A 25,817-nucleotide genomic window follows, 5' to 3' on the forward strand; every position below is an offset into this window, starting at 1 on the left:
CGCGGCCGTCAGTCGGTCCGGCGGCGCTGCGCGATGTCGAGCGCCGCCGTGATCATCGCGGTGAGCTGCGTGTCCGAGACGCTCTCGCTCGGGAGCACAACGAGCTCGGCGCCGATGCGCCGCGACAGCTCCGTGAACCCGTCGGGATCGAACGCCCGGACGTCCTGCGTCATCACGATGGCGAGCGGGTTGAGCCAGGCGGCGCTCCCGCGCAGCGACACGAGGTCGCAGGCGAGCAGGTCGGCGCCCTCGACGAAGACCAGCCGGCGGCAACGCTCGGCGAGCTGCTCGCTCGCGCTCACGATCAGCACGACCGAGGCCGATGCCGTCCGCTTGCTCCGCCCCGCAGGGCGCGTCGGGAGTTCTCGCGAGCTCATCCCAGCCCCGATCAGCGAGCGATGAGCCGGCGCCCGTACGGGATGGGCGCGGGGCGCGGCGCCTGAGCTTGCGCGCGCGCCTCCTCATCGAGGGCGATGTCCATGAGGAAGGAGCCGAGCGGCAGCCGGAAATCCCGGTCGTTCGGCTTGGTCGCGTAGAACGCGAGCAGCGAGAGCACGCTCCCGATCTGCGCCGCGGCCGGATCGTCGGACGCGGCGAAGCGATCGGCGAGCGTGCAGAGCTGCCGGAAGAGCGGGCCGCCCGGGAGCGGGCCGGGGCTGCACATGGCGAAGGTGCCGCTGCCTCGATATCCGAGCTTCCGGCGCTTCCTGGCGGGGGTACGGGAGGGGGGTACCATCGTCATGATTGCTGCCCAAGTCGCCTGCAAGAGTGGAGTTGCGCCTCGCGGGGGCTGGCCTGCCGCGGGACGCTCTTCGAGTACTAAAGAGCAGCCGGAAGAGAGTCAATCGGAGAGGACGGGGCGGACCGGGAGAGCGAGAATTTCTGCGGAATCGTCCCCCGTCCGAGCAGCGCGTGGGTATAGGTCACCGCATGAAGGCAGTCGTGCTCGCCGGCGGCAAAGGCTCCCGGCTCCGCCCCTACACCGCCCTTATCCCGAAGCCGCTGATGCCGATCGGCGATCACACGATCGTCGAGATCCTCCTCCGGCAACTCGCGCGCGCCGGGGTCACCGACGTGGTGATGTGCGTCGGCCACCAGGCCGCCCTCATCGAGGCCGTCGTCGGCGAGGGGAGCCGGTACGGGCTGCGCATCTCGTACCAGCGCGAGGAGACGCCGCTCGGGACCGTGGGCCCGCTCCGCGTCATCGAGCGCGACCTGCCGGAGCGCTTCCTCGTGATGAACGGCGATATCCTGAGCGACGTCGACTTCGCGGCGCTCCACAGCACGGGCGAGGCGGCCGGCGCGCCGCTCACCGTCGCCGTGTGCGAGCGCGCGTCGAAGATCGACCTCGGCGTGCTCGACCTCGGCCCCGAGGGGCGCGTCGTCGGCTTCCGCGAGAAGCCCACCTACACGTTCTGGGTCAGCATGGGCATCTACGCGATGAGCCGCAGCGTGCTCCGCTTCATCCCGGAGGGCCGGCCGTTCGGGTTCGACAACCTCATGCACGCGCTGCTCGACGCGGGCGAGCAGGTGGCCACCTTCCCCTTCCGGGGCCACTGGCTCGACATCGGCAGGAGCGACGACTTCGCCGAGGCGCAGGACGAGTTCGAGAAGAACCGGCAGCGCTACCTACCGGACTGACGCGGCGAGCGCCTCGCACACGGCGTCGACGTCGGCGTCCTGCATGCGCGGGTGCAGCGGGAGCGTGAGCTGGCGGCCCGCGATCGCGTCCGTGCGCGCGAGGCCCTCCTTGCGCACCCGGTCCGAGGCGCCGTGGTGCGAGAAGCGGTGGATCGGCGGGTAGTGCACGCTCGTCTGGACGCCGCGCGCCTTCATCGCCTCCATCACGGCCTCGCGCGAGGCGCCCTCGGGCAGGAGCACCGCCATCAGGTGGTGCGCGCTCTCCCCCACCCCGCGCGCGTAGAAATCGCGGTACGGGAGCCCGAGGCCGCGCACCCCGGCGAGGCGCTCGTGGTAGCGCGCCACGAGCGCCCGCCGCCGCGCGTTGCCGTCCGCCAGCCGGCCGAGCTGCACGAGGCCGATGGCGCTGCGGATCTCGTCGATGCGGTAGTTCATGCCCGCGTCCACGACGTCGTACGTGAACGCGTGCCCCTTGTGCCGGTCGAGGGTCATCGTCGTCATCCCGTGCGCGCGGAGGAGCCGCATGCGCGCGTGGAGCGCGTCGTCCCGCGCGATCACGGCGCCCCCCTCGCCGACCGCGAGGTTCTTGTTCGAGAAGAAGCTCAGGCAGCCGATGTCGCCGATCGTCCCGAGCGCCCTGCCCCGGAAGGTCGCGAGCGGCGCGTGCGCCGCGTCCTCGACCACCGCGATCCCGCGCTCGGCCGCGATCGCGCAGATCGCGTCCATGTCGCACGGGTAGCCGGCGTAGTGGACGACCGCGATGGCCTTCGTCCTCGGCGTGATCTTGCGGGCGACGTCGGCGGGGTCGATGCCGAGGTCGCCCTCGCCCACGATGTCGGCGAGCACCACGCTGGCGCCGCAGAGGAGCGCGGCGTTGGCGGTCGCCACGAACGTGAGGCTCGGGCAGATCACCTCGTCGCCGGGGCCCACCGAGAGCGCCGTGTACGCGAGGTGCAGCGCGGCGGTGCAGTTCGTCACCGCGAGCACCCGCGGGGTGCCGAGCGCCTCGCCGAGCTTCTGCTCGAACTGCGCCGTGCGCTCCCCCATGGTCAGCCAGCCCGACGCGACGACCTGCCGCGCTGCCTCGGCTTCCTCAGGCCCGAACGAGAGATCGCTGAGAGGTATCTTCCACATGGTGTGTCATCCATCCGGCCGGTCGGTCGGTCGGTCTACGGCTGCGCGCGGGTCGGCGCGGCGTGCGTCACGGCGACGGCGGCAACGTCAGATTGCGTACTCGCGGGGACGGTAGTCGGCGAGGTGGCGCTCGACATAGGCGTACGTGCGCGCGAGCCCCTCCTCGAGCGACACGCGGGGCGCGTAGCCGACGAGCTCCGCGGCGCGGCGGAAGTCGGCGAGCAGCACCATCACCTCGCTCGCGTCGGGGCGCACCCGGGCCTCGTCCGTCACGAGCTCCGCGCGCTTGCCGGTCACCTCGAAGATGAGCCGGACCAGATCGCCGATGGAGATGGCGCGCCCGCTCCCGACGTTGAGCGTCTGCCCCACGGCCCGGGCGCTCGATCCGACGAGCAGGAAGCCCGCGACGGTGTCGGTCACGAAGTTGAGGTCCCGCACCGGCGCGGTGCTCCCGATGCGGAGCGCGGCGCTGCCGGCGGCGAGCTGCTGCATCACGCTCGGGATGATCGCGCGCGACGACTGGCGCGGGCCGTAGGTGTTGAACGGCCTGATCGTCGCGACCTCGAGCCCGAACGAGAGGTAGTAGCTCTCGGCGAGCTTGTCGGCGCCGATCTTGGTGGCCGAGTACGGGGACTGCCCGGTCAGCGGGTGGGCCTCGTCGATCGGCGTGTAGCGCGCGGTGCCGTAGGTCTCGCTGGTCGAGGTGTGGACCACGCGCGCGCCGTGCTCGCGCGCCGCCTCGAGGACGTTCAGCGTGCCCTGCACGTTGGTCGCGACGTACTGCTGCGGGGCCACGTACGAGTAGGGGATCCCGATGAGGGCCGCGAGGTGGAAGACGACGTCGGCGCCGCGCACGAGCGACCGGACCGCGCCCGCGTCCTCCACGTTGCCGGGGACGACCTCCACGCCCGCGAGGACGTCCTCGGGGAGCCGGTCGAGGTGCCCGCGCCGCGAGCCCGAGGTGTACCGGACGAGCGCCCTCACGCGCGCGCCTTCCCGGACCAGCGCCTCGACGAGGTGGCTGCCGATGAACCCGCCGGCGCCGGTCACCACGACGCGCTTGCCGCGATAAAAGCCTTCGCTCACGGCCGCGTGCGTGGCCCCTGCCGGTTCGCGCGTCAAGCGCGTAGCGACGCGGCGCGCAGGTTTGCGCTCGGCCACGCCGCCCGGCCGCGCGCCGGCCGACGCGCGGCGCCGCCCGGACCGCAGCGCAGGCCGGACCGCGGCGCGGCCGCGATCACTGGATCTGGATCTGGTCGGTGGGCGTGTTCCCCGCCCCCTCGGGCGCGCCGAGCTCGCGGTGCACGCAGAGCCCCTGCTTGCAGTAGGACTGCGGCGGGCTCTTGCAGTCGACCTTGGGCTCCTCGCACTTGCCCGTCTTGTAGCTCTCCGCGAGGGGCTTGATCTTGTCGAACGTCGCGTTGCTGATGGGCTTCGCGCAGCCCGGCCACTCGCTCTGGCGGCAGTCGGCGTCCGTGTTGCAGTGCTGCGCCTTGTTCACCATCTCGAAGGCGTCGCCGCGGAGCTTGTCGCACTCCTTGGGCTCCATCTTGCTGTCACAGCCGGCGAGCAGCGCGAGCAGGACGAGGCCGCCGGCGAGGCGGAACGGGGTTCGAGATCCGGAGGAGGCCGTTCCAGGCCGCCCCCGTCGAGGAGCACACGCGATCATTCAGGGTTCTCCCGGTCAAGGTCGCCCTTCCGCGCCGGAAGGGCGGCGGCTTGCGCCGGGCCCCTTCGTATCACGGCTGGATTCGGACGCGCATCTGGCGTAGCCCGTCGGCATGGAAGGTCCGCGAGAAGGCTCCGGCGCCGGCGGCTCCGCGCACGGCCGCGCCGGCGTCGCTGCCCGCAATTCCCTGCGCGTGCTCACGCTGAACATCTGGAACCGCCACGATCCGTGGGAGGCGCGCCTCGGCCTCATCCGGAAGGGCGTCCGCGAGCTCGCGCCCGACATCGTCGGGCTCCAGGAGGTGATGTCGTACGAGGGCCGATCGCTGGCCGACGACATCGCCGAGGGGCTCGGCTACGAGGTCGCGTTCGGCCCCGCGCACGAGCTCGGCGGCGGCGTGCTCTTCGGCAACGCCGTGCTGTCGCGCTGGCCGGTCGCGCGGAGCCAGGCGTTCCCGCTGCCCACGGGCGAGACCGACGAGAAGCGCGCGATCCTGCTCGCGGAGCTCGCGTCGCCGCACGGCGTGCTCCCGTTCTTCGTCACCCACCTGAACTGGAAGTTCCACCACGGCGCCGTGCGCGAGGCGCAGGTCGCGGCCGTGGCCGAGATCGTCCTGCGCGAGGCGCCGATGGAGGGGCTGCCGCCCGTGGTCGTCGGCGACTTCAACGCGCAGCCCGAGGCCACGGAGATCCGGTTCATGAAGGGGCTGCACGCCCTGAACCAGAAGAGCGTGTACTTCGCCGACACGTTCGACCAGACGGGCAAGGGCCCGGGGTTCACGTTCGATCCCGTGCGGAACCCGTTCGCGGCGGTCACGAACGAGTACCCGCGCCGCATCGACTACATCTTCGTGCGCGGCCCGGACAAGCAGGGGCGGGGCAAGCCGCTCTCGTCGCGGGTCGTCTTCGAGGAGATCGAGGACGGCGTCGCCGCGTCAGATCACTACGGGGTGCTGTCGGAGATCTCGATGTAGGAGCCTGCCCGGCGGGCTGGTCCGCGGTCGCTGTCGCGCGCCCGGCTCCCCTGCCGCCCTCCCCGGCTTCCTGGTCGCCCTCCCCGGCTTTCTCGAGGGCGCCCTGTTCACGTGTACACTGGCTGCATGTCGTCTCCTCGAGCCCCGGGCGGCGGCGCGCCGAGCCCGCCCGACGCGCCCGACGCGCCCGACGAGCGCTCAGCTCCCTCGCCCGCCCTGCGCGTCGGCCCGGTGGTGCCCGACGCGCTGTCGCTCATCGGCGGCACGCCGCTCGTCCGCCTCGCCCGCGTCTCGCCGGAGGGGGGCGGCGTCATCTACGGCAAGCTCGAGTCGATGAACCCGGGCGGCAGCGTCAAGGACAGGGCCGCGCTCGGCATGGTGCTCTGCGCCGAGCGCGAGGGGGCCCTCAAACAAGGGGCGACCATCGTCGAGGCGACGAGCGGCAACACGGGGATCAGCCTCGCCATGATCGCCGCCGTGCGCGGCTACCGGTGCGTGGTGGTCATGCCCGAGGACATGAGCGTCGAGCGCCGGCACATCCTCCGCGCGTACGGCGCGGAGATCGTCCTCACGCCCGAGGGCCAGGGCATGGCGGGCGCCGTCGCCCGCGCGATCGAGATCTGCGAGGCGACCCCCGGCGCCTGGATGAGCCAGCAGTTCCAGAACCCGGCGAACCCCGGCGCCCACGCGCGCGCCACCGGCCTCGAGATCCTGGCGCAGACCGGCGGCGACATCGCGGCCTTCGTCGCCGGCGTGGGCACCGGCGGCACGCTGACCGGCTGCGGGCGCGTGCTCAGGGATCGGCTCGGCGGCGCGGTCCGCATCTGCGCCGTCGAGCCGACGAAGAGCGCCGTGCTCTCGGGGCGAGGCGCCGGCCCCCACGGCATCCAGGGCCTCGGCCCCGGCTTCGTGCCGGCGATCCTCGAGCGCTCGCTCATCGACGAGATCCTCACGGTGACCGAGGCGGGCGCGTCCCGCATGGTGCGCCGGCTCGCGCGCGAGGAGGGGCTCCTCGTCGGGCCGAGCTCCGGCGCCAACGTCCACGCGGCCGTGGAGATCGCGCGCAGGGTCCAGGGGACGATCGTGACGGTGCTGCCCGACTCGGGGGAGCGCTACCTGCTCTGAGCCGCGCGAGGCCACGCGGCCGAGCCGCGCGGGACCGCGTGGGGCTGCGGCGCGCGGCCTGCACGCGCGCCCCCTCAGCGCGACGGAGCTCCTTCCGGACGAGGAGCCCGGCGGCCCTCGTCGAGGGACGTCCTCTCCTCACCTCCCCGGCGCGCGCGCCGCCCGTCGCGGGCGACGTCGTGGAGGACCCGCTCGACCACCGGCTCGTGCAGCGCGAGCAGCCGCGTCGGGGCCACGCCGAGGACCGCGGTGAGCGCCACGAAGGCCAGCAGGAACGCGCGCTCACGAAGCACGAGCGCCTCCACCGCGGCGCCCGGTCGGCGACGCGCGGGCGGGCCCAGGAAGGCGCGCTGGAACGTGCGGAACAGCGTGATCCCGTTGATCGCCGCCGCCGCAAGGGCGAGCACCGCCAGCACGGGGTGGACGTGTAAAATTCCATGCAGGAGCAGATCCTCGCTCACGAACGAGAGCGCCCCCGGCGTCCCGATCGCCGCGCACGCGAGCAGGAAGAAGAAGGCCGCCAGGCGCGGCGTCCGGGCCACGAGGCCGCCGAGCTCCCGCGTGTCCGTCGTGCCGGTGCGCGCCTCGAGCGCGCCGATGACCATCGCGAGCCCGGTCATCGCGATCGTCGACGCGACGCTCTGCAGGAGCGCGCCGCTCACGCTCTCGGCGTTCAGCGTGGCGATCCCGAGGAGCACGAGGCCCTTCTGGCTCGAGACCAGGTAGCCGAGCATCCGGCGCAGATCGGTCTGGGCGAGCGCGAGCACCGCGCCGTGCAGCGCGCTGATCAGTCCGATGACGGCGAGGATCGGCATGTCCTCGGCGCAGGCCGCCGGCAGGAGCTTCACCCCGACGCGCAGGAGCACGCAGACGCCGACCTGCACCTCGGCGAGCAGGACGGTCACGCCGAGCGGCCCGCGCTCCAGCAGCACGGGCAGCCAGCCGTGGAACGGCACGGCGGCCATGCGCATCAGCACGGCGATCCCGACCAGCGCGAACAGCGGCGACTGCCACGCCTCGGGGATCCCGACGCGGGCGATCTCCTCGACGTCGAACGGCAGGGCAGCGCCGCGGCGCGCGGCGAGCGCGGCCATCGCGCCGATCGCCACGACGAGCGGCGCCGTGCCGCCCAGCAGGAAGATGCGGCAGGTGCGCCGGAGGAGCGCGTCCTCGGCGCCCTTCCTGGCGACCAGGCGCTCCACGGGCACGAGCGCGGCGATCCACGCGACGGCGAGCAGGGCGAGGTCGAGCGCGCAGAGCACGCAGAGGGCGGCGCTCGCGGTGGCGAGCAGCGCCGCGGCGGTGGGCCGATCGAGCGCGGCGCGCGGGCCCGCGGCGACGAGGGCGAGCAGGACGACGCCGAGCAGCGGGAGCAGGGCGACGGTGTAGCCGTCGAGGCCGAGCCGGAGGCGCGCCCCGAGGAGCGGCAGGGCGGGACCGCCGGCTTCCAGCGTGACGCCGGAGAGAGAGAGCGCGAGCGGCGCGAGCGAGAGGAGCAAGGTGAGCGCCGCGCCGACGAGGGCCACGCGGCGCGCGCCCTCGTCGCCGCGCGCCCGGGAGGCGAGCAACGCCGCGGCCGCGGGCGCGAGGATGAGCGCCGCGAGGAGCGGGAAGGCGCTCACGAGCGAGCCCGCTTCGCGCCGGGCGCGGGGGGCTCGAAGGCCATCGCGCGCTCGGGGGCGCCGGGCGCGCCCTCTTCCCCGGGATCGACGGCGGCCCGCTCGGGCCAGCCGCTCAGCGCCGCCACCCAGCGGCGCTCGCTCTGGTCGAGCAGGCGCCCGAGGCGCATCAGCGGCGCCGCGATGAACCGCTCCTGCAGCGCCTCGAGGTGAAACCGCTCCAGGGACAGCCAGTACGCGCGCCGCACGAGCGCCGCGGGCAGGAGCCGGCCGGCCACCCCGAGGGGCAGCAGCGGCTCGCCCGCGTGCGCGGCCCGGATCTCCTGCGCGTCGCGGAGCGCCGAGGGGGCGCGCAGCATCTGGAGGCAGCGCAGGCACGCGTGCGCGAACAGGTGGACGAGCGCGAGCCAGTAGAGGCCGAGGCCGATCTCCACGAACATGAGCCCCACCTGCGACATGGTCGCGTGCGCGAGCGCGCTCTTCACGTCCGCCTGCGCGCGCCCCACCAGGGTGCCGTAGAGGGCCGTCGCCGCCCCGACGCAGGCGATCACCGCGCTGGCGGCGGGCGTGCGCTGGAGCAGCGGGGCCGCGCGCAGCATCAGGTACACGCCCGCGTGCACCGAGATCGCGCCGTAGAAGAGCGCGCTCGAGGGCGTCGGCCCCTCCATGGCGCGCGGCAGCCAGCTGCCCAGCGGGAACTGCGCGCTCTTGCCCATGGCGGCGAGCAGCAGGCACAGCGCGAGCGCCGTGGCCGCCCCCGGGCCGAGCGGCGCGGCCGTCCCGGGCCAGGCAGCGGCGCCGAAGGCCTCGCCCCACTGCGAGGAGCCGGCGACGTCGTGCATGAGCACCGCGCCCCCGAGCAGCCCGACGTCGCAGAGCCGGTACGTGACGTAGACGCGCAGCGCGGCCCGCGGCGGCGCCGCGCGCTCGTGGAAGAACGCCACGAGCAGCACGCTCGTCGCGCCGACCAGCTCCCAGCCGGCGAACAGCAGATCGATGGTGCCCGCCGACACGAGCGCCAGCATGCCCGTCGAGAACAGCGCGAGGAGCAGGAAGAACCGCGCGAACCCCGCCTCCCGGTGCAGGTACGCCACCGAGAACCGGCCGACCAGGAGCGCGATCAGCGAGACGAGCACCATCATCGTCGCCGACAGCCGATCGACGAGCAGGACGATCTCGAACGCGTAGCTGCCGGTCTCGAACCAGCGGCCGAGCGCCACCGGCGTGAAGGCGTAGGGCGCCGCCACGGCCGAGCCCCAGATCGCCAGCGAGGCCGCGAGCGAGATCGAGAGCGCCGACAGCACGACGCGCGACACGACGCGCTCGCTCGGCGCGCGCAGCAGCAGCAGGTAGGAGCCGAGCGCGGCGAACGCCGCCGCCGGGGAGAGCACGGCGAGCGCGGCGAGCTGGCCGAGCAGCATGTCAGATGGCATGGCGGAGGACCTCGGGGGGCCGCGTGGACGCGGCGCGGACGAGCGCAGGCGGGACGAAGCCGGACCTCCCGGCGTACCAGTCGGCGGAGCGCTGGACCGCCGGCAAGGGGTGATCCGGGGGGGCGAACGGCGCGAAGCCGTCGCCCGTGAAGCGCGCGATCCTGCGCGTCGCCGGATCGACGCAGGCGAGCTGGATCCAGCCGTTGCAGATGAGCTCGCGCAGGGCCGGCTGCCGCGCGCAGAGCGCGGCGGCGAGCTCGGTGCTCGCCTCGACGACGACGAGCAGGCGCACCGGCTCGTGGATCTCGATCATCTGCTTCGGCAGCCCGGTGCGCAGGTCGCTCAGCGACCCTTCCATGACCCCGAGCAGCGAGGCCAGGTTGTGCGGGAGCTTGGTGCCGGCGCCGTAGCGACGGTTGTCGACGCAGGAGAAGTAGTACTCGAGGTTGATCCCCGCCCCGACCGGCCCGACCGCGAGCAGGACGCGCTCGAGGATCGCGCCGGCCGGATCCTGCGTCGGGTCGTACGAGACGAGGAACGCCCGGCGGTCGAGGAACAGCCCGCGGGTGAGCGCGCGGCGGCCGACCACGCAGACGGCGTTGGTCACGTGCCCGAGCTCGGGCCGGGCCTCGCTGAGGTCCGCGGCGCGCGCCTCGACGTGCGCGAGCGCCCGCGCGGGGTCGCCCTCGCGCGGCGCCGACGCGAACCTCCGGCAGCGCTCGTGCGCGTGCAGCTCGCGCGCGGCGTCCAGCGCGGCCCGCAGCGCCGCGAGCTCGCCGCGGCGCGACGCCGGCGCGAGGTGCTCGTCGTAGAGGACGATCTCGTCCGTCGTCGTGTTGTTCATGCCGCCGACGAAGAAGGTCCCCTCCGGGATGTCGATCCCGCGCGCGGCGAGCAGCGCGCGCACCTCGGGGTCGTTCGCGAGGGCCGCGAACAGCCGCGCGTTCGGGCCGCCGTGGCGGCCGCCGCAGGCGCCGCAGTCGTACGCCGACTGGTGCGGGTTGTTCACGCTGGTCGAGCCGTGGCCGAGCACGGCCACGATCGGCGCGAACCCGCGGGTGAGCCCCATGTTCTCGAGCGTGGCCGCCACCCGGGCCGCCCTGTCCGCGGCGGTGAACGGCCGCCCCTCGCCGGCCGCGGGGGAGCCCTCGCCGCGCGGGCTGTGGAGCCGCGTCGGCACCGCCGGGAGCAGGCGCCGCTCGAGCGCGCGGCGCAGCCGCGCCGCCGCCCGCGGGAAGAGGATGCGCCCGACCAGCGGGACGGTGGAGAGCAGGCCCAGGGTCGGCGTGAGCAGCATCCCGCGCGCCATGGTGCGGCTGCCGCGCCCCAGCGCGTGCAGGAGCCGCGCCCACCGCTTGCGGCGGGCCTGTCGGCGGCGCGCCGCCTCCTCCTCGTGGGGTCGCTCGACGATCTCGTGCGCCGGCTCCACGCCGACGGGGCAGAGGCTCACGTGGCCGGCGTCGTCGAGCCCTCGGTAGCGGATCGGCACGCCGAAGAACCCCGCGACGCCGAAGGTCTCGTGCCGCGGCGAGAGCTCCTCGAAGTGCCGCCGGAGGCCCTCGCAGCGGTCGTCGATGCAGAAGGCGACCTGGAAGCGGGGCTCCGTCACGGCGCGGTCCTCCTCCGGGCGGCGGAGGTTCGCGGCGATCCCGTGCAGCACCTCGACCCGGTGGTGCCGCTCGTACGCCTCGTGCAGCGCGCGCCGCCGCGCGACCTCGTCGAAGGCCTCGAGCGCCTCGAGCGCCCAGGCGCGCTCCGCCGTGGAGAGCGGCTCGATCTCGGCGGCCGAGAGGCCGGCGAGCTGGGCGAGCTGGAACAGGCGGAACGGCCGCGCGTGGTCGGGCGAGCGCGGCGGCGGCGCTGGCGGCCGCGCGGCGCGCCGGGCGTGCTCGACGAGCCCGGCGAGGGGCCCCTCGTACCCGAGCCGCCGGCGCGCGACGTCGCGCAGCGCGCGTCTGGCGAGGGTCAGGCGCACGGCGAGGTACTCGATCAGCGACGCGGGCGGCGCGCCCGCGGGCCGGTCGCCCGGGGTGTGCTCCAGGCGGTGGATCATCCCGGCCCAGCCCGGCAGCTCGAGCAGCACGCGCGTCGCGTAGCCCTCCCAGCGCTCCTCGGCGACGCCGAGCTCGTCGAGGGCGCGGGCGGCGATGGCCGGCGGCGACAGGCCCTCCGCGTCGAGGCGGCGGAGCTCCGCGTCGAGCCCCGCGAAGGCCGGGGCGGCGGGCCGCGAGCCCTCCAGCACCATGCCGCGAAAGCAGCGCCAGAGCCCCTGCGCCCGATCGGGCATGGTCCAGTGCGCGACGCCCTCGTCGAGGTAGGCGCAGAGGAACCGGATCAGGAGCGGATCGACGAGGTCGGCCGGGTCCTCGACCGCGAGCGCGAGCAGCAGATCGCGGTGCGACCTGTCGACGCCCACGCGCTCGACAAGCGGCGGCTCCGCGGGCGGGGCGGGCGGCAGCGGCGCCGCGCGGCACGCGTCCCAGAGCGCGAGGGCGGCGCGCGACTCCGGATCGCGAGCGCCTCGGTCGAGGAGGCCCGCCGCGATCTCGGGGTGCTCCTCGAGCCAGCGCTCCGTGCGCTGGAGGATGCGCCTGCGCCGCTCGGACGGGACGTCGGCCCGGAGCCTGCGCGTCTCCCCCGCCTCGGAGATGCGCCACAGGAGGCCCGCCGCGGTCTCCTCCTCGATCGGGTGGCGCAGGGCGATCCGCTCGATTTCGTGCCGTGACAGCGGCATTTTACATCCCGGAGAGCGCTCGTCCGGGTGCGCGGCGAACCGCTCGGCGAGCGCCGCCTCGAGGTCCTCGTCGTCGATGCGACCTGCCGCGATGTGGGCGCGGTACTCCGCCTCGGAGAGGTACGGCTCGGCGTCGAAGACGGCGCTCGCCGCGGCCAGCGCGTCGTGGAACGGCAGGTGCTGGAACGCGTGCAGCGTGTTGTGGTGGACGAACACGCCGATGGGCCCCTGCGCTGGCAGGAAGTGCCCGGCGCGATCGACCGCGGCGCGCAGGCGCTCCTCGCGGGCGGCGCTCGCGGGGAGATCGTGAGAAAGCTCGCTGCTCATGGCGATCCCGGAGGAGGGTTGTTCATGCCGGAGGAGGGTTGTTCCTGGAGAGCCTCGCCCGTGTGCGCCCCTCTCGCGGCGGTCGACGTCGGGCGTCGCCTCGACTCAGCGCCCCGCGACGGGGCTGACAAGGACCCTCTTCCGCGCGGAGAGCGGGTGTGACGACATCTGGAAATGATCGCCGAGGCCCGCGAGGGTCAAGGTCCGGCCCTGGCGCGCCATCAGGCTCTCCAGCTCATGCAGGTTGGACATGGTCGTGTGATCGACGAGGCGGGCGTCCGCGAAATCGATCTCGATGCTCGAGGCGTCCGCGTATTTCGCGAGCCGCCGCCGGATGCCGAGGTAGTTGCTGAACACCGCCGCGTGCTTGACGCGCAGCACGACCCGCCCTCCCTCGACGCGCTCCTCCACCTCGGGCCGGAAGAGGATCCGCAGCGGGGCGCCGTTGATCAGGTGGATGAGCATCTTCACGAGGATGCCGGCCGCGACCCCGACGAGCAGATCCGCGGCGATGCACAGCGCGGCCGTGGTGGCGAAGATGACGAGCTGCTCCTTGCCGATGCGGAGCGTCTTCACGAACTCCTTCGGGGACCCGAGGCGGACGCCCGTGAAGGTGAGCATGGCGGCGAGCGCGGCGAGGGGGATCCGGTGGATGAGGCCCGGCGCGAAGGCGACGAAGAGCAGGAGGAACGCGCCGTGGAAGAAGTTCGACAGGCGGCTCTTCGCGCCGTATCCGATGTTCGCGGAGCTGCGGACGATCTCGGAGATCATCGGCAGTCCGCCGAGCAGGCCCGCGATGAGGTTGCCGGCGCCCGTGGCGAGCAGATCCTTGTCGAGGTCGGAGCGGCGCTTCTCGGGATCGAGCGAGTCGACGGCCTTGGCGGAGAGCAACGACTCGATGCTCCCCACCAGCGAGAACATGATGATGTACTTGATCGACGCGGGCGTGCCGACGTGGCTGAAGTCCGGGAACACGAACGCCTGGAGCAGGTTGCCCGGCAGGTTGACCAGGAAGCTCGGCCCGATCGCGTACGTCGTGTGGGTCGCCGCGAGCGTGTACGTGTGCTCGTGCTCGAGATCGAACGCGTAGGCGAGCGGCACGGAGATCGCCAGCACCAGCATCGGCGCGGGGATCTTCTGCGCCCACCGCGCCTTCCCGGCCACCAGCGGATAGCCGAACAGGAGGAGGAGCGAGAGGACGCCGATCGCGGCGATCTCGGGGTTCAGCCGGGCCACGCTGCGCGGGATCTCCAGGAGCAGGCCGACCGGCGACTTCGCCGCGGGCGCGACGCCGAGGAGCGTGTGGATCTGCTTCGAGCAGATGATGATCCCGATGGCCGCCAGCATCCCGTGCACAACCGAGGAAGGGAAGAAGTCGCCGAGCTTGCCGGCGCGCGCCAGCGCGAAGGCGATCTGCGTGACCGCGGCGACGACGATGCAGGCGAGCGCGCGGCGGTAGCCGACGGCGTTGTCCCCGGCGCCGAGCTCCTGGACGGCGCCCAGCGCGATGACGATGAGGCCCGCGGCGGGCCCCTTGATGGTCAGCGGCGCGCTGCCGAGCCAGGTGGCGACCATCCCGCCCACGACGGCGGTCAGCACGCCTGCGATGGGGGGGAATCCGCTCGCCATCGCGATGCCGAGGCAGAGCGGCAGGGCGATCAGAAAGACGAGGAACCCGGAGACCAGGTCGTCCTTCCAGGTTGAAGACACAGGTGCGCTCGAGATGCTCGACGTGGGCATGCGGTGCTCGGCCTCGGAGTTACGGGGATGGTGTGGGCCCGCTGTTCGTCAGGACACGCCCCAGGACGGGACCACCCGGTCCGAGGTTCCCGCTCGGGTGATGAAATTTCGCGCGATGCGTCGGAACCTCCCCGCGGGTCCGTTCCGTCCCAGGGACGCCGATGCACAGCGCTGCCCCGATCGAGGCGCCGCTCGTCACGCCGCCGCGGCGCGACAAGCGAGCGCTACCCCGTCGTCCATTCCACGCTAGAGTCCAGGCCCTCGACGCTCCCGATGCTCGAACGGCCCTCATGACCGGATCGCGACCCCTCCTCGGTGAATCGCGCGCGCAGTTCGAGTCGGCGGTGCGCCCGGCGCTCCCGCGCCTCTATCGATTCTGCATCTCGCTGTGCGGGGCTCGGGATCAGGCGGACGATCTGTTCCAGAACGCGCTGCTCAAGGCCTACCTGAACGCGGCGTCGTTCGAGGGGCGCGCGGACCTCGGGGTGTGGCTCTGCGGGATCGCGCGTCACGAGTACCTGGAGGCGTACCGGACCGAGGCGCGGCGCCGCGGCCTGCTCGATCGGCTCATCGAGGCGTGCACCGAGGTGCTCGGCGTGGTGCCCCACGCCGAGGTCCAGAGCCCCGAGGAGATCGCGATCCTGAGCCAGGACACGGGGGTGCTCCTCGCCTGCCTTCAAGAGATACCGGAGGAGTTTCGCACCGTGGTGGTGCTGTGCGATATCGAGGATCTCGGTTATGACAACGTGGCCGAGGTGCTCGGGATCCCCAAGGGGACGGTGAAGAGCCGCCATGCCCGCGGGCGCGCGCGGCTACGCGACGCCTACGAGCGTCTGGCGGCGCAACGGGTCATCGCGGTGCGGGAGGGCTCGACGTGAGCGGACACGACCATGATCTGCCTCCGATTCCGCCGGATCTGACGGCGAGCCTGCGAGCGCTGCGCTCGGTGAGCCCGTCGGAGGCGCTCGTCGAGCGCGCGCTGAGCAGGCTCCCCGAGCCGCCGGAGCGCCCTGTCGCGCCGGCCCCCCGGCGGGCGAGCGGCCGATGGGGGTGGAGCGCGCTCATCGCAGCGCCGGCGCTCGCCGCCGTCGCGCTCGCGATCGTCGTGGCGGTGGACAGGGGCGTGAGCTCGCCGGCGATCGAGCGCTCCGAGGAGCGCGCCCTCGCGTTGCCCGACGACGGGCACGCGTGGATGCACCTCGATCTGTGGACGCATCGCCACGCCGACGAGCCGGCGGTGGTTCACCTCGAGGTGCCCGAGGACGTGCGCGTGCGGCTGCCGGACGGCGAGGGCGGCGCGCTGGAGCGGCACTGTCAGCAGGAGCGCTGCTCGCACCGGCTGACGCGCTACCGCGGCGAGGCGCCGCTCAGCGTGGCGGTCGCCCAGCCGGGCCGCTACGAGATCCACGTGCGTCACGAGTCGAACGAGGCGCGCGTGCGCGAGCGCTTCGTGCTGACCGCGGTGCGCGACTGAGCCCGAGCGAGCCCCGGAAGCCGGCGCGCGGCGGTCAGGTCCGCTGCTCGCCGCGCTTGGCCTCGTCCCAGTAGCCGTCGAGCTCCTCCAGCGTGAGCGTGTCGTCCGACGCCCTGGCGGGCCAGCCGCCGTGGCGCTCGACGACCCGCCGCTCGACGTGCTCGAAGCGCCGGGTGAACTTGTCGGTCGTCCGGCGCAGCGCCCCCTCGGCGTCGACGCCGGCGTGGCGCGCCAGGTTCCCGAGCGCGAAGAGCACGTCGCCGAGCTCCTCCTCGATCGCGGCGGGATCGCCGCTCTCGAAGGCCCGGTCGAGCTCCCCGAGCTCCTCTTCCACCTTCGCGCGCGAGCCCCGCGCGTCCGGCCAGTCGAAGCCGACGCGCGCGACCTTCTCGCCCACCCGCTGCGCCCGCGTGAGCGCCGGCAGGCTGCGGGGAACGCCGCCGAGCACGCCGCGGTCCTTGCCCTGGCGGGCCCGCTCCGCGGCCTTGATGCGCTCCCAGTTCTGGAGCACCTCGTCGGCGTTCTCGGCGCTCTCGTCGGCGAACACGTGGGGGTGGCGCCGCACGAGCTTCTCGCAGATGGCCGCGACCACATCGTCCGGGCCGAACGCCCCCTCGGCCCGGGCGAGCTCGGCCTGGAAGACGACCTGGAGCAGGAGGTCGCCGAGCTCGGCGCACAGCTCCTTGCGGTCGCCGCCGTCGATCGCGTCGATGACCTCGCAGGCCTCCTCGAGGACGTAGCGCCGGAGCGTCGCGAAGCTCTGCTCGCGGTCCCACGGACACCCGTCGGGCGCCAGGAGGCGCTGCATCAGCTCGACAAGGCGCGGGAACGTGCGGCCCGCCTGCTCAGCGAGCGGCGGCGCCTCCACGGGCTCGAAGGGACGCGGCATGCGGAAGCTACTAGCGCAAACCGTCCCCGCTGAGGAGGCGGGGCGGCCCAGCCGAGGGGACGGGCGAGCCGGCCGGGGGGCCGGGGCGGCCGCAGGGACGGGAGGTCCGGCCGCCGAGCGGTCAGCCTGGATTCACGGGTCGTGGCATGCGAAAAGTGCAGAGGTGGTCGGAGTCCGGCGGCGAGGACGCCCATGAAGAGCGCAGTCTATGTGGTGCTGTTCACGATCGCCGGGTGCTCGCAGGGGGTGTGTCGGAGCATCGGGAGCGCGCCGGGCGCGGCGCCGAACCCCGCGGCGCCCAACCCGGGTGACTCCGCGGCGGAGCCCGTGATCGCGGCCCAGCCGGACAGCGGCGAGCAGGAGGCCCTGGGGGAGCAGATCGCCCCGCTGCGCAAGGGGGGGCGCCGGCTCATCGCGGAGCCGCCGGACGACGCGGAGGACACGGCGTATGTGGCGTGGGTCGCGGCGGCCGGGCTCGCCGCGCAGAACAAGCTGCCGCCGCCGGTAGCCCCACCGGGGTTCGGGCTGCGGGCGGTCCCGGGGCGCGACCTCTGGGTGCTCTCCGAGGAGCCGAAGGAGAAGAAGCGCCGCCGGGGCGCGGCCGCCGTCGTGCTGCGCACAGGGGCGGCGGCGCCGCTGATCGTCGAGGCGCCGCACACCTTCTTCGACCGAGGGACGCTGCCCGTCGCGCTCGCCGTGTTCGACGCGCAACGGGCGCGGGCGCTGGTCGTCAATACGTCACACCGGTACGGCGGGGGCCCCAAGCCGGGTGACGCCGCCGGGGACGACGAGGGCGCGGAAGAAGGAGAGGGCGCGGGCGGCGAGGGCGCCGGAGATGAGGGCGCGGACGGCGAGACGACGGGCGGCGGCGCCAGGACGGCCGGCGGGCGGGGCCACGGCGGGGGCGGCGGCGATCTGGGGGCGGGCGGCGGCGCCCGGGGGGAGAGACGCGCCGCCCGCGAGCGGCTGGTCGCGTCGCTCGCCTTCGCGGATGTGGCGCACGCCGAGCGGTCGTTCTTCCTGTCGGCGCACCGGGCGCTGCTGCAGAGCTTCCCCGGCATGCCGGCGGTACAGCTCCACGGATTTCAGGATAGCTCGGCGGCAGACGCCGCTGCCATCGCCAGCGCCGTGGGGCCCGGCGCCGACCTGGAGCGGCTGCTCGCCCCGCTGCGGGCGGTCGTGAGCGACGGGAAGGTCCTCGCCTACCCCGCCGATATCAACAAGCTCGGCGGCGCCACGAACGTGCAGGCACGCTGGTCGCGGCAGATGGGCGCGCCGTTCTACCATGTCGAGATGTCGCGGACGCTGCGCGACAAGCTGATCGAAGATGCGGAGTACCGGCGGCGCTTCGCGGCAGCCTTCGCGGGAATCGCGACGGGAAAAGGCCAGGCGGGGAGTGACGGACCCGGGTTGGCCCGATGACGCGACCCGCGACGGGGTGACGCGACCGGGGTGGTCCTGCCCCGGGATGATCCGACCCGGGCTCTCGGTCCGACCGAAGTTGGGGTGAGTAGTAAGTGCGGGTTCACAGCCCGACCCAGGTTGGCAGTGACCCGACCCAGGTTGGGGTGAGTGACCCAGGTTGGGGTGAGTGACCCAGGTTGGGGTGAGTGACCCAGGTTGGGGTGAGTGACCCAGGTTGGGGTGAGTGACCCAGGTTGGGGTGAGTGCAGGTTGGGGCGAGTGACCCAGGTCGGCCTGGACACGTCTACGCGCCCAAACAGAAGCGCTCAAGCCGAGCCTGTACCAACCCGGCCCTGAAGCCGCTGCGTTCGTGGCCAACGCGGCACATCACATGCATCCGTGCATGCAGCGCGCGAATTCTCAGCCGCTCTCTTCGTCTCCGCAGGCGTACGCAATCACGACGAGGCGTCAAACCACGGCCCGCACTTGCCCATTGTGCTGTGGCGCACCCGCTCAGTGCCTATGCCGGAAGCACGACGTCGTTCAGACCGTCGCCATGAAACGCGCGCATCCCGGTGACGCTTGCGCCGTGGAAGATGCGCATCCACCAGGTCCCCGCCGGGAATACAGCGCTGCGTACACCGGCACGCCACCGTTCGAGCGCCGCGCGATACGATGCACGAAATGCCCGCACCGCAGCAGCTGCGGCTTGCCATGCGCCCCCCTGCCCACGGCCGACCGCGAATGTCGGGTTGCGCTCTCGCAGAACCTCGAAGCTCGTAGCCCGCTCGTAAGGGGAGATCCTGGTGACGCGATCGGCGCCCAGAAAGCGGAACCCTTGCTTCTGCAGCTCCGCATGAGCCTGCGCCTCCTGTCGCTCGATCTCGGCTGCTACCTGGCAGCGAAAGCCCTCTGCGCCGTCCTGCTCGATGACGGACGGCAGCGCGAGCGGGAGCATTACTTCATCCGGCCACTGCGGATTTTGTGGATCGAGATACGCAGCGGGACGTGCCGCGCGTAGCACCCCGCGGCCAAGCTCGCCCACATCCACGTGGGCGCCCGGCCACTCATGCGCATGCCGGACCAGGCCTGCGGCAACAGGATTCGCGAGGACGTAGGCGATCTTCTCCACCACCGCCGCGCGCGTCAGCAGCCGCACCACGCTCGTCGCCTCGTGGTCCCAGACGGGTCCTTCCCACTTGCGCAGCACCTTCGTGCCGAGCGCGACGATGCGGTGGAAGAATTGCAAGAAACGCGGCAGGACGCCCTCCGTATCGGTCACGACGAGATGCACATGCGATGACATTGCGCAGAACGCGTGGACCTCAATGCCGTAGCGGCGGCTCGAAACTGCGAGGGCGTAGACAAGGAGCTGGGTGATGGCCGCGTCGGGGCGGAGGAGAAGATGGCGTCGCAGGACACGACGGGTGATCAGGTACGTGGCGCCGGCAGCGATCTCACGGGGCTGGCTCATGGCTGGCGTACATTGACAAATGCCGTGCCGGGGATCGCGGTCAATGAATTCAATGACTTGCGGATTGCCGTGGGTGGCGCCCGCCTGGCGGTCCGCCACCCTGGGCAGCTGGCCCCTGCCCCAACCTGGGCTGCTGCGCGCCCCACGTTACTGCGAGCCCGAGGTCGGTCACCGGGTCGCTTCGATCTCGGTCAGGTCGCCCAACGTGGGTCGGGTTGCTGGTTGCTCCCAACCTGGGTCGGATCGACCAACCTGGGTCGGGTCGCCCCCCCCGCCCAACCCGGGTCGGGTCGCCCCGCGAGAGGCGCTCACGCCGCCGCGCGGACCGGCGGCACGCGGAACGGGGCGCCCTGAGAGCGGCTGCGCCGGCGGAACGCGCCCGGCGCCTCTCCGGTGTGGCGCTTGAACGCGCGGCTGAACGCGAACTCCGAGTCGTACCCGACCTCCGCCGCGACCGAGGCCAGCGAGCGGTCGCCCTCGGCGAGCAGCTCGGCCGCGCGCTGCATGCGGAGCTCCGCGACGTAGCGGAGCGGCGGCACACCGAGCTCGGCGAGGAAGCGCCGCGCGAATGCCGCGCGGGAGAGGCCCGCCGCCCTCGCGAGCGCCTCGATGGTCCACCGCGCCGCCGGCTTCTCCTGGATGAGCTGGAGGGCGCGCGCGACGCGCCGATCGAACGCGCGCGCCGCACCCCCGTCGCGCGCGCGCCCGTGGCAGTGCAGCGTGTAGGCGAGAAGCGGCTCGAGGAGCGAGCGCGCCAGCCGCTCCTGCCCCGCGGACGGCTCCGCGAGCGCGGCGCGCAGCAGGCTCACGACGGCCGAGAGCCCCTGCGCGCGCCGCACCTCGCCCGCGGGCAGGTGCACCACCGACGCGAGGCCGGCGAGCGCCCCATCGGGCTCGGCCGCGTACGTCGCCGAGAGCAGCTCCGCCGGCGCGCTCGCGGCGCCGGACGGCGGCGCGACGCAGCGGAGGCTGTGCTCGCGGGGCGCGTCCCCACGCGGGCCGGCCCCGAGGAGCACGACGTCGCCGGGCTCGATCCCGAGGACGCGCGCCCCGTCCTGCGCGAGGAAAAACGAGCCTTGCACGACGACGTGAAGGCTCGGCGGATCGCCCGCGCTCACGCCCCACGGCGGCGCCCCATGGCGCCGCGAGACCGCCACGCCGCGAGGAAGCTGCCGCTCCATCTCGTCCGCCATGGCGCATGGTTGCCCGCCCCGGGCCCGCTCGTCCAGCGCTCGTTCGCGGGTCGAGACGCGCGGGCATGACTCCGCGCTTCCCGGTCATGGCGCGCGGGCGGGAGCGGCCGCAACATCCTTCCCATGATGCGTTTCGAGGCGCCCCCCAGCGAGGAGCAGCCGCTCCCCCGCGCGTTGCCTGAGGAGATCCGCCACAGGCTCCTCAGGAGCCGGACGGTCCTGATCTTCGGGGAGATCACGAGCGAGCTGGCGCAGACCACGACCGCGCAGCTCCTCGCGCTCGCGAACGAGAGCGAGGAGCCGATCCGGGTCCTCATCCACTCGCCCGGAGGGCACGTCGAGTCGGGGGACACGATCCACGACGTGATCCGCTTCATCCGGCCCGAGGTCAAGATGATCGGCTCCGGATGGGTCGCCAGCGCGGGCGCCCTCATCTACGTTGCCGCGCGGAGGGAGAACCGGTTCGCGCTCCCCAACACGCGCTTCCTCCTGCACCAGCCGCTCGGCGGCGTGCGCGGCCCCGCGTCGGAGATCGAGATCGAGGCGGCCCAGATCATGGCCGTGCGCGCGCGGCTCAACCGCATCTTCGCCGAGGCGACCGGCCAGGAGCCCGCGAAGATCGCGCAGGAGACCGAGCGCAACCTGTGGATGACGGCGCGCGAGGCCAAGGAATACGGCCTCGTGCACCGCGTGATCGAGAGCGCGCTGGAGGTCTAGTCGCTAGAGCGGCCGCACCGGCAAGCAGAGCTCGCAGCGGAACGTGTTCGTCTTGGGATCGTGGAACTCGCCCTGGTAGAGCTCGAAACAGGGCCGGTGGTCGGGCTGATAACCGCTCTCCGGGAGCCACCGCCCGAAGAGGTGGTCCCACGCGGCGCCGATCTCGCTCCCGCCGCCGACGAACAGGCCCGCGGCGTACTTGCCGCCGGCGACCTCGGTCACGTTGACGTCGCCATCGGCCTTGAGGCCATCCGGGATCACGATCGCCGCATCGTGGCGGCACCTGGCCGGCGCTGTCACCTTGGGATTGTCGTGCGCGATGCCGAGGCAGAGGCGGTCCGCGGTCCACAGATCGCGCGCCGCCGCCCAGCGCGCGAGGCGCTGCCAGGTCTCGCGGACGCCGCCTTCCGGGCCATACGGGCCGATGTTCCGGATATAGGCCACGTGGTAGCTCGGCAGCGTCTTCACCGTCACGTTCATGATCATCTCCTCGTCCGTGCGGGCGTCAGCGCCCGACGAGGAGCCATCTTGGTCGGCCGCGCGCGCCGCTGCTTTGCCCGCATTGCGCACGACTTCACCCGGCTTGCTCTCCGCTTGACGCGCCTTGCACGCCTCCGCGGCCCCGCCGCTGCGCCAGGCCGAAGCGCTCATGCCGAAGCGCTCCTTGAACGCGCGCGCGAAGGCGCTCGCCGAGCTGAAGCCGTTCTCGAGCGCGATCTCGAGGATGTCGGCGCGCGGCCGCTGCGTCAGGTGGCTGGCGGCGCTCTCGAGGCGCGTCCGCTGGATGAACTCGCGCAGGTTCTCGCCGGTCATCGACTTGAACACGCGATGGAAGTGAAACGGTGAGAACGCCGCCACCGCCGCCAGCGTCTCGAGGGACAGCTCCTCCGCGCGGTGGGCCTGGATGTAGTCGATCACGCGGTTGACGCGCTTCTGGTACTCGGCTCGGCTCCTGTCGCTGCTCGCCACGCGCGCAGGTTAGCTGATCGGGGCTGCGCCGGCCGGACCGAACAGGCCACGGCACCGCGCGCCGCGTCCAGGCCCCCGCCCCCCGGCGCCGGCGGCCACCGCGCCAGCTCGTCCGGATCGCCGCCGAACCCAGCGGCTCAGGCCTCGATCCCGGCCAGGCCAGCGACGCACCTCATCCCCGTCAGCCCCCACAGCCACGAAATTCGCTGGTCGCGAGCGCGCGCGGCCGACCACGCTATCCTCGGCCGTGGAGCGCCATGGCGCTCGCCCCCGAGGAGCCCAGCATGTCCATCGAGCACTTCGACGTCCTGATCATCGGCGCCGGCCTCTCCGGCATCGGGGCCGGCTACCATCTCCAGGCGCGCTGCCCCGGCAAGCGCTACGCGATCCTCGAGGCACGCAGCGCCATCGGCGGGACGTGGGACCTTTTCCGCTACCCCGGAATCCGCTCGGACTCCGACATGTTCACGCTCGGTTACTCGTTCCGCCCCTGGAAGGAGGCCAAGGCGATCGCCGACGGACCGTCGATCCGCGACTACGTGCGCGATACAGCCCGGGAGTTCGGCATCGACCGGCACATCCGGTTCAATCACCGGGTCCGGTCCGTATCGTGGTCCTCCGAGCACTCGCGCTGGACCGTCGAGGTGGACGTCGGCCCGAGCGAGGAGCGCGTCCGCATCTCCTGTAGCTTCCTGTACGTCTGCAGCGGCTACTACAGTTACGAGAGCGGCTATACCCCGAGCTTCCCGGGCCGCGAGGACTTCCAGGGTCGGCTGGTGCACCCTCAGGACTGGCCTCAAGATCTCGACTACCGGGGCAAGCGCGTCGTGATCATCGGCAGCGGCGCCACGGCGGTGACGCTGGTGCCTGCGATGGCCGCTGACGCAGCGCACGTGACGATGCTCCAGCGCTCGCCGTCGTACATCGCCTCGTTGCCCGCCGAGGACCCGGTCGCGAACGCGCTCCGCGCGCGCTTGCCGGAGCGGATCGCCCACCGCGTGGCCCGCTGGAAGAACGTCGGGATCAGCCTTCTTGTCTACCAGATCTGTCAGCGCGCGCCGGCGCTGGCGAGGCGGCTGCTCCGCAGCGGCGTCGCGCGGCATCTGCCGCCCGACTTCGACGTCGATACGCACTTCAACCCGCGCTACGACCCGTGGGATCAGCGCCTCTGCCTCGTTCCCGACGCCGATCTTTTCCGCGCGGTCGAGGCGGGGCGCGCCTCGGTGGTCACCGACCGGATCCGGACCTTCACGAAGGACGGCATCCTGCTCGAGTCGGGCAAGGAGCTCCAGGCGGACATCATCGTGACGGCGACTGGCCTTCAGCTCCTGCTCTGCGGCGGCATCCGCATCGCCGTCGACGGTGACGTCCTCGAGCCCGGCAGGACCTTCGTCTACAAGGGGTTGATGCTGGGCGGCGTTCCGAACTTCGCGCTCTGCCTCGGGTACACCAACGCCTCGTGGACGCTCCGCGCGGAGCTGGCGTCGACGTACGTCTGTCGGCTGCTCAACCACATGGATCGCCACGGCTACCGGCAATGCCTGCCGCGCCCTGACGAGTCCATCCTCGAGGGCCGTCCGCTGCTCGGCCTGACCTCGGGCTACGTGCAGCGCGCCGTGGACCACCTGCCCAAGCAGGGCTCGAGGGCGCCGTGGTCCTTCCACCAGAACTACGTGCTCGATCTGCTCGCGATGAAGCTCGGTCCGGTGGACGACGGGACCATGGTCTTTTCCAGAGGCGGTCAGCCGACGCGCAGCGATGTCGCCAGCGCGGCGCGTCCTCGGCACGCGGAGACCTGAAGCGGACGGGAGGCGCGCTCCGTCCGCTCACGGGGCCGGGATCGCTCCGCGACAACGCACCCCCGCCCCGGGTCGCTCACCTCGATGACGAGAGGAGCGCGGCTAACCGCGCATCGGCGTTCTCTCGAATGTTCATGAAGAAGAGCTGGTACTCGATCGCGTGATGATTCCCGTCGCCGAGCACGCGATCGAGGATGCGGCTCGGCAGGTCCCTGGGAATCGCGCCCACGTGGTGAAGGACGAGCGTGCCGTCCACGCACTGGGCATCGCCCACGAGCCCGCGGCGCGGCGCCCTGTCGTCGCTCTCGAGGAACACCGCGCCGAGGTTCAGGGCCGCGGGAGCGAGGGCTCCGTCCGTCCGCCAGGACAGGGGGTTGGTGCAGAGCCGCTCGCGCGGGTCCGGCCGGTGCATCTCGAAATCGCTCGGCGCATACATCGCTCCGCGCGCGTTCCACGCAACCGCGCAGTGAAGGTCATCGGGCGCTCGACACGCCGGGATGTCGGGCGCGCGCTCGCGCAGCCCATCGACGGTGATCGCGCTGCCGATCAGGTACGCCGCCACGAGCTGGTCCCGGAGCGGGGTGCCCGAGATCGCGTCGTACAGCAGCCGCTCCGCCATGACCGCCCCCTGGCTGTGGGCGGCGAGGAAGAACGGGCGGCCGGCGCCGCGCCTCGCGTTGAAGGCGTCGAAGGCCCGCCTGACGTCGCTGTAGGCCACGTCGGGCGCGCGGCCTCCGTCGGCGGAGGATCGCGTGAACGCCATGCCGTTCGCCTGCCGGTACCGGGGCGCGTACACCGCGCAGCAGCCGTTGAACGGCGTCGCCTGGAGGCGCGTGGCGCCTCGATCGGTGGCCTCGTTGGTCGTGGGATCGTCCGTACGGGCGTTCCAGGCGCTGCCCACGTAGGACGTCGCGTGAACATAGAAGACGTCGGCTGTCGCGCGGCGCTGATCCACGGCCGGCGCGCCGGTGGGCGAGAGATCCCCGACGTCGTCGCGCTCCGGAAGCGCGCTCCAGCTCCGAGCGTCCGTGTAGTCCGGCGCGGGCGGCAGCTTCGTCGCGTCGAAGGGCCCCCCCGGCGTCATCGCGAACCGGACCAGCGCGCCGAGGTTCAGCGAGGCGATCGCGCCGATGGCCACGACGCCGAGCGCGACAAGGAGCGCGACCCGCGCCCGCCTGGTCACTCGGCTCCCCCGCTTCGAGGCACGAAGCCGAAGGCCAGCGTGTCGCCGAGATCCTGCAAGAGCTGCTCGAACGCGATCCCGTGCCTCAGCTTCCCTGCCCTGTGCAGGCCGATCAGCCCGTGCGTCGCAGCCCAGAGCACGTGGCCGAGCCGCTCGGGATCGAGCGTGATCATCCCTTGCGAGAAGGCCTCGCGCAGCGGGGATTCAGTTTCCTCTCCCCCTGGCAACCACACACCTACGCCCACATCACCTCACATCTCCCGTCGAATTTCTTCGCCATTCGTCACCCGGCATGTCGAGACTCCGCCCGCAGCTCCGAC

General features: G+C 72.8%; 23 protein-coding genes. 8 read left to right on the top strand and 15 right to left on the bottom strand.

The genetic code is table 11. The features are described from left to right. Window positions 1-8 precede the first annotated feature (8 nt). Window positions 9-377, bottom strand: a complete 369-nt coding sequence (locus tag WME76_RS21165; RefSeq protein WP_437961883.1) for a hypothetical protein — start codon at window positions 375-377, stop codon at window positions 9-11. An 11-nt stretch (window positions 378-388) separates the two neighbouring features. Further along, on the bottom strand, window positions 389-742 hold the full coding sequence (locus WME76_RS21170; RefSeq protein WP_437961884.1) for a hypothetical protein: 354 nt from the start codon (window positions 740-742) through the stop codon (window positions 389-391). 188 nt (window positions 743-930) lie between these two features. Here WME76_RS21170 and WME76_RS21175 point away from each other — a divergent pair, with 188 nt between their 5' ends. Next, window positions 931-1,641: a nucleotidyltransferase family protein gene (locus WME76_RS21175; protein WP_437961885.1), complete on the top strand. Its 711-nt coding sequence runs from the start codon at window positions 931-933 to the stop codon at window positions 1,639-1,641. Here WME76_RS21175 and WME76_RS21180 read toward each other — a convergent pair. The 3 genes from WME76_RS21180 to WME76_RS21190 form a co-directional block, all read right to left on the bottom strand. Continuing rightward, entirely contained in the window at window positions 1,630-2,775 is a 1,146-nt protein-coding gene (locus WME76_RS21180; protein ID WP_437284030.1) for a DegT/DnrJ/EryC1/StrS family aminotransferase, read from the bottom strand. The two genes, WME76_RS21175 and WME76_RS21180, sit on opposite strands and share 12 nt — an antisense overlap. An 87-nt stretch (window positions 2,776-2,862) precedes the next feature. Continuing rightward, complete coding sequence (locus WME76_RS21185) at window positions 2,863-3,861, bottom strand: SDR family NAD(P)-dependent oxidoreductase (RefSeq protein WP_437961886.1); 999 nt, start codon at window positions 3,859-3,861, stop codon at window positions 2,863-2,865. Between the two features lie 151 nt (window positions 3,862-4,012). Then, window positions 4,013-4,444 carry a hypothetical protein gene (locus WME76_RS21190; protein ID WP_437961887.1) on the bottom strand — a complete coding sequence of 144 codons (432 nt, stop codon included), beginning with the start codon at window positions 4,442-4,444 and terminating at the stop codon, window positions 4,013-4,015. 112 nt (window positions 4,445-4,556) lie between these two features. Between WME76_RS21190 and WME76_RS21195 the strand changes: the two genes are divergently transcribed. Beyond that, window positions 4,557-5,417 carry an endonuclease/exonuclease/phosphatase family protein gene (locus WME76_RS21195; RefSeq protein ID WP_437961888.1) on the top strand — a complete coding sequence of 287 codons (861 nt, stop codon included), beginning with the start codon at window positions 4,557-4,559 and terminating at the stop codon, window positions 5,415-5,417. Between the two features lie 234 nt (window positions 5,418-5,651). Next, window positions 5,652-6,542: a cysteine synthase A gene (gene cysK / locus WME76_RS21200; RefSeq protein ID WP_437962135.1), complete on the top strand. Its 891-nt coding sequence runs from the start codon at window positions 5,652-5,654 to the stop codon at window positions 6,540-6,542. Between the two features lie 74 nt (window positions 6,543-6,616). Here cysK and WME76_RS21205 read toward each other — a convergent pair whose 3' ends face one another. The 4 genes from WME76_RS21205 to WME76_RS21220 form a co-directional block, all read right to left on the bottom strand. Next, complete coding sequence (locus tag WME76_RS21205; RefSeq protein ID WP_437961889.1) at window positions 6,617-8,164, bottom strand: complex I subunit 4 family protein; 1,548 nt, start codon at window positions 8,162-8,164, stop codon at window positions 6,617-6,619. Further along, the gene (locus WME76_RS21210) at window positions 8,161-9,594 is read right to left on the bottom strand and encodes an NADH-quinone oxidoreductase subunit 5 family protein (protein WP_437961890.1); all 1,434 of its coding nucleotides are present in this window, start codon (window positions 9,592-9,594) and stop codon (window positions 8,161-8,163) included. Before WME76_RS21210 ends, WME76_RS21205 begins: the two co-directional genes overlap by 4 nt. Continuing rightward, on the bottom strand, window positions 9,584-12,655 hold the full coding sequence (locus WME76_RS21215; RefSeq protein ID WP_437961891.1) for a YbcC family protein: 3,072 nt from the start codon (window positions 12,653-12,655) through the stop codon (window positions 9,584-9,586). The genes WME76_RS21210 and WME76_RS21215 overlap by 11 nt, the downstream gene beginning before the upstream one ends. Window positions 12,656-12,760: 105 nt before the next feature. After that, window positions 12,761-14,395 carry a SulP family inorganic anion transporter gene (locus tag WME76_RS21220; RefSeq protein ID WP_437961892.1) on the bottom strand — a complete coding sequence of 545 codons (1,635 nt, stop codon included), beginning with the start codon at window positions 14,393-14,395 and terminating at the stop codon, window positions 12,761-12,763. A 290-nt stretch (window positions 14,396-14,685) separates the two neighbouring features. On the opposite strand from WME76_RS21220, the gene WME76_RS21225 reads away from it, so the two are divergent. Next, window positions 14,686-15,273 (top strand): RNA polymerase sigma factor, encoded by a 588-nt coding sequence (locus WME76_RS21225; RefSeq protein WP_437961893.1) that lies wholly within the window; start codon window positions 14,686-14,688, stop codon window positions 15,271-15,273. After that, on the top strand, window positions 15,270-15,869 hold the full coding sequence (locus tag WME76_RS21230; RefSeq protein ID WP_437961894.1) for a hypothetical protein: 600 nt from the start codon (window positions 15,270-15,272) through the stop codon (window positions 15,867-15,869). Before WME76_RS21225 ends, WME76_RS21230 begins: the two co-directional genes overlap by 4 nt. A 34-nt stretch (window positions 15,870-15,903) precedes the next feature. Here the strand turns inward: WME76_RS21230 and mazG are convergent, their stop codons facing one another. Continuing rightward, window positions 15,904-16,758 (bottom strand): nucleoside triphosphate pyrophosphohydrolase, encoded by an 855-nt coding sequence (gene mazG / locus WME76_RS21235; RefSeq protein WP_436623163.1) that lies wholly within the window; start codon window positions 16,756-16,758, stop codon window positions 15,904-15,906. Window positions 16,759-16,950: 192 nt separating this feature from the next. On the opposite strand from mazG, the gene WME76_RS21240 reads away from it, so the two are divergent. After that, a complete protein-coding gene (locus WME76_RS21240; protein WP_437961895.1) occupies window positions 16,951-18,180 on the top strand; it encodes a hypothetical protein in 1,230 nt (409 codons plus the stop codon). Window positions 18,181-18,682: 502 nt separating this feature from the next. Here WME76_RS21240 and WME76_RS21245 read toward each other — a convergent pair. Both WME76_RS21245 and WME76_RS21250 read right to left on the bottom strand, forming a co-directional pair. Continuing rightward, window positions 18,683-19,636: a transposase gene (locus tag WME76_RS21245; RefSeq protein ID WP_437961896.1), complete on the bottom strand. Its 954-nt coding sequence runs from the start codon at window positions 19,634-19,636 to the stop codon at window positions 18,683-18,685. A 308-nt stretch (window positions 19,637-19,944) separates the two neighbouring features. After that, window positions 19,945-20,829, bottom strand: coding sequence for an AraC family transcriptional regulator (locus tag WME76_RS21250; protein WP_437961897.1), 885 nt, complete (start codon window positions 20,827-20,829; stop codon window positions 19,945-19,947). Window positions 20,830-20,955: 126 nt separating this feature from the next. Between WME76_RS21250 and WME76_RS21255 the strand changes: the two genes are divergently transcribed. Continuing rightward, window positions 20,956-21,546: an ATP-dependent Clp protease proteolytic subunit gene (locus WME76_RS21255; protein WP_437962136.1), complete on the top strand. Its 591-nt coding sequence runs from the start codon at window positions 20,956-20,958 to the stop codon at window positions 21,544-21,546. 3 nt (window positions 21,547-21,549) lie between these two features. Here the strand turns inward: WME76_RS21255 and WME76_RS21260 are convergent, their stop codons facing one another. After that, complete coding sequence (locus WME76_RS21260) at window positions 21,550-22,515, bottom strand: AraC family transcriptional regulator (RefSeq protein ID WP_437961898.1); 966 nt, start codon at window positions 22,513-22,515, stop codon at window positions 21,550-21,552. Between the two features lie 284 nt (window positions 22,516-22,799). Here WME76_RS21260 and WME76_RS21265 point away from each other — a divergent pair, with 284 nt between their 5' ends. After that, window positions 22,800-24,314, top strand: coding sequence for a flavin-containing monooxygenase (locus tag WME76_RS21265; protein ID WP_437961899.1), 1,515 nt, complete (start codon window positions 22,800-22,802; stop codon window positions 24,312-24,314). A gap of 76 nt (window positions 24,315-24,390) precedes the next feature. Here WME76_RS21265 and WME76_RS21270 read toward each other — a convergent pair whose 3' ends face one another. Both WME76_RS21270 and WME76_RS21275 read right to left on the bottom strand, forming a co-directional pair. Next, window positions 24,391-25,497: a DUF3089 domain-containing protein gene (locus WME76_RS21270; RefSeq protein WP_437961900.1), complete on the bottom strand. Its 1,107-nt coding sequence runs from the start codon at window positions 25,495-25,497 to the stop codon at window positions 24,391-24,393. Beyond that, window positions 25,494-25,670: a hypothetical protein gene (locus tag WME76_RS21275; protein ID WP_437961901.1), complete on the bottom strand. Its 177-nt coding sequence runs from the start codon at window positions 25,668-25,670 to the stop codon at window positions 25,494-25,496. The genes WME76_RS21270 and WME76_RS21275 overlap by 4 nt, the downstream gene beginning before the upstream one ends. Window positions 25,671-25,817 lie beyond the last annotated feature (147 nt).

Origin of the sequence: Sorangium sp. So ce119 (genome assembly GCF_051524405.1) — a bacterium.
GTDB classification, from domain to species: Bacteria; Myxococcota_A; Polyangia; order Polyangiales; family Polyangiaceae; genus Sorangium; species Sorangium cellulosum_G.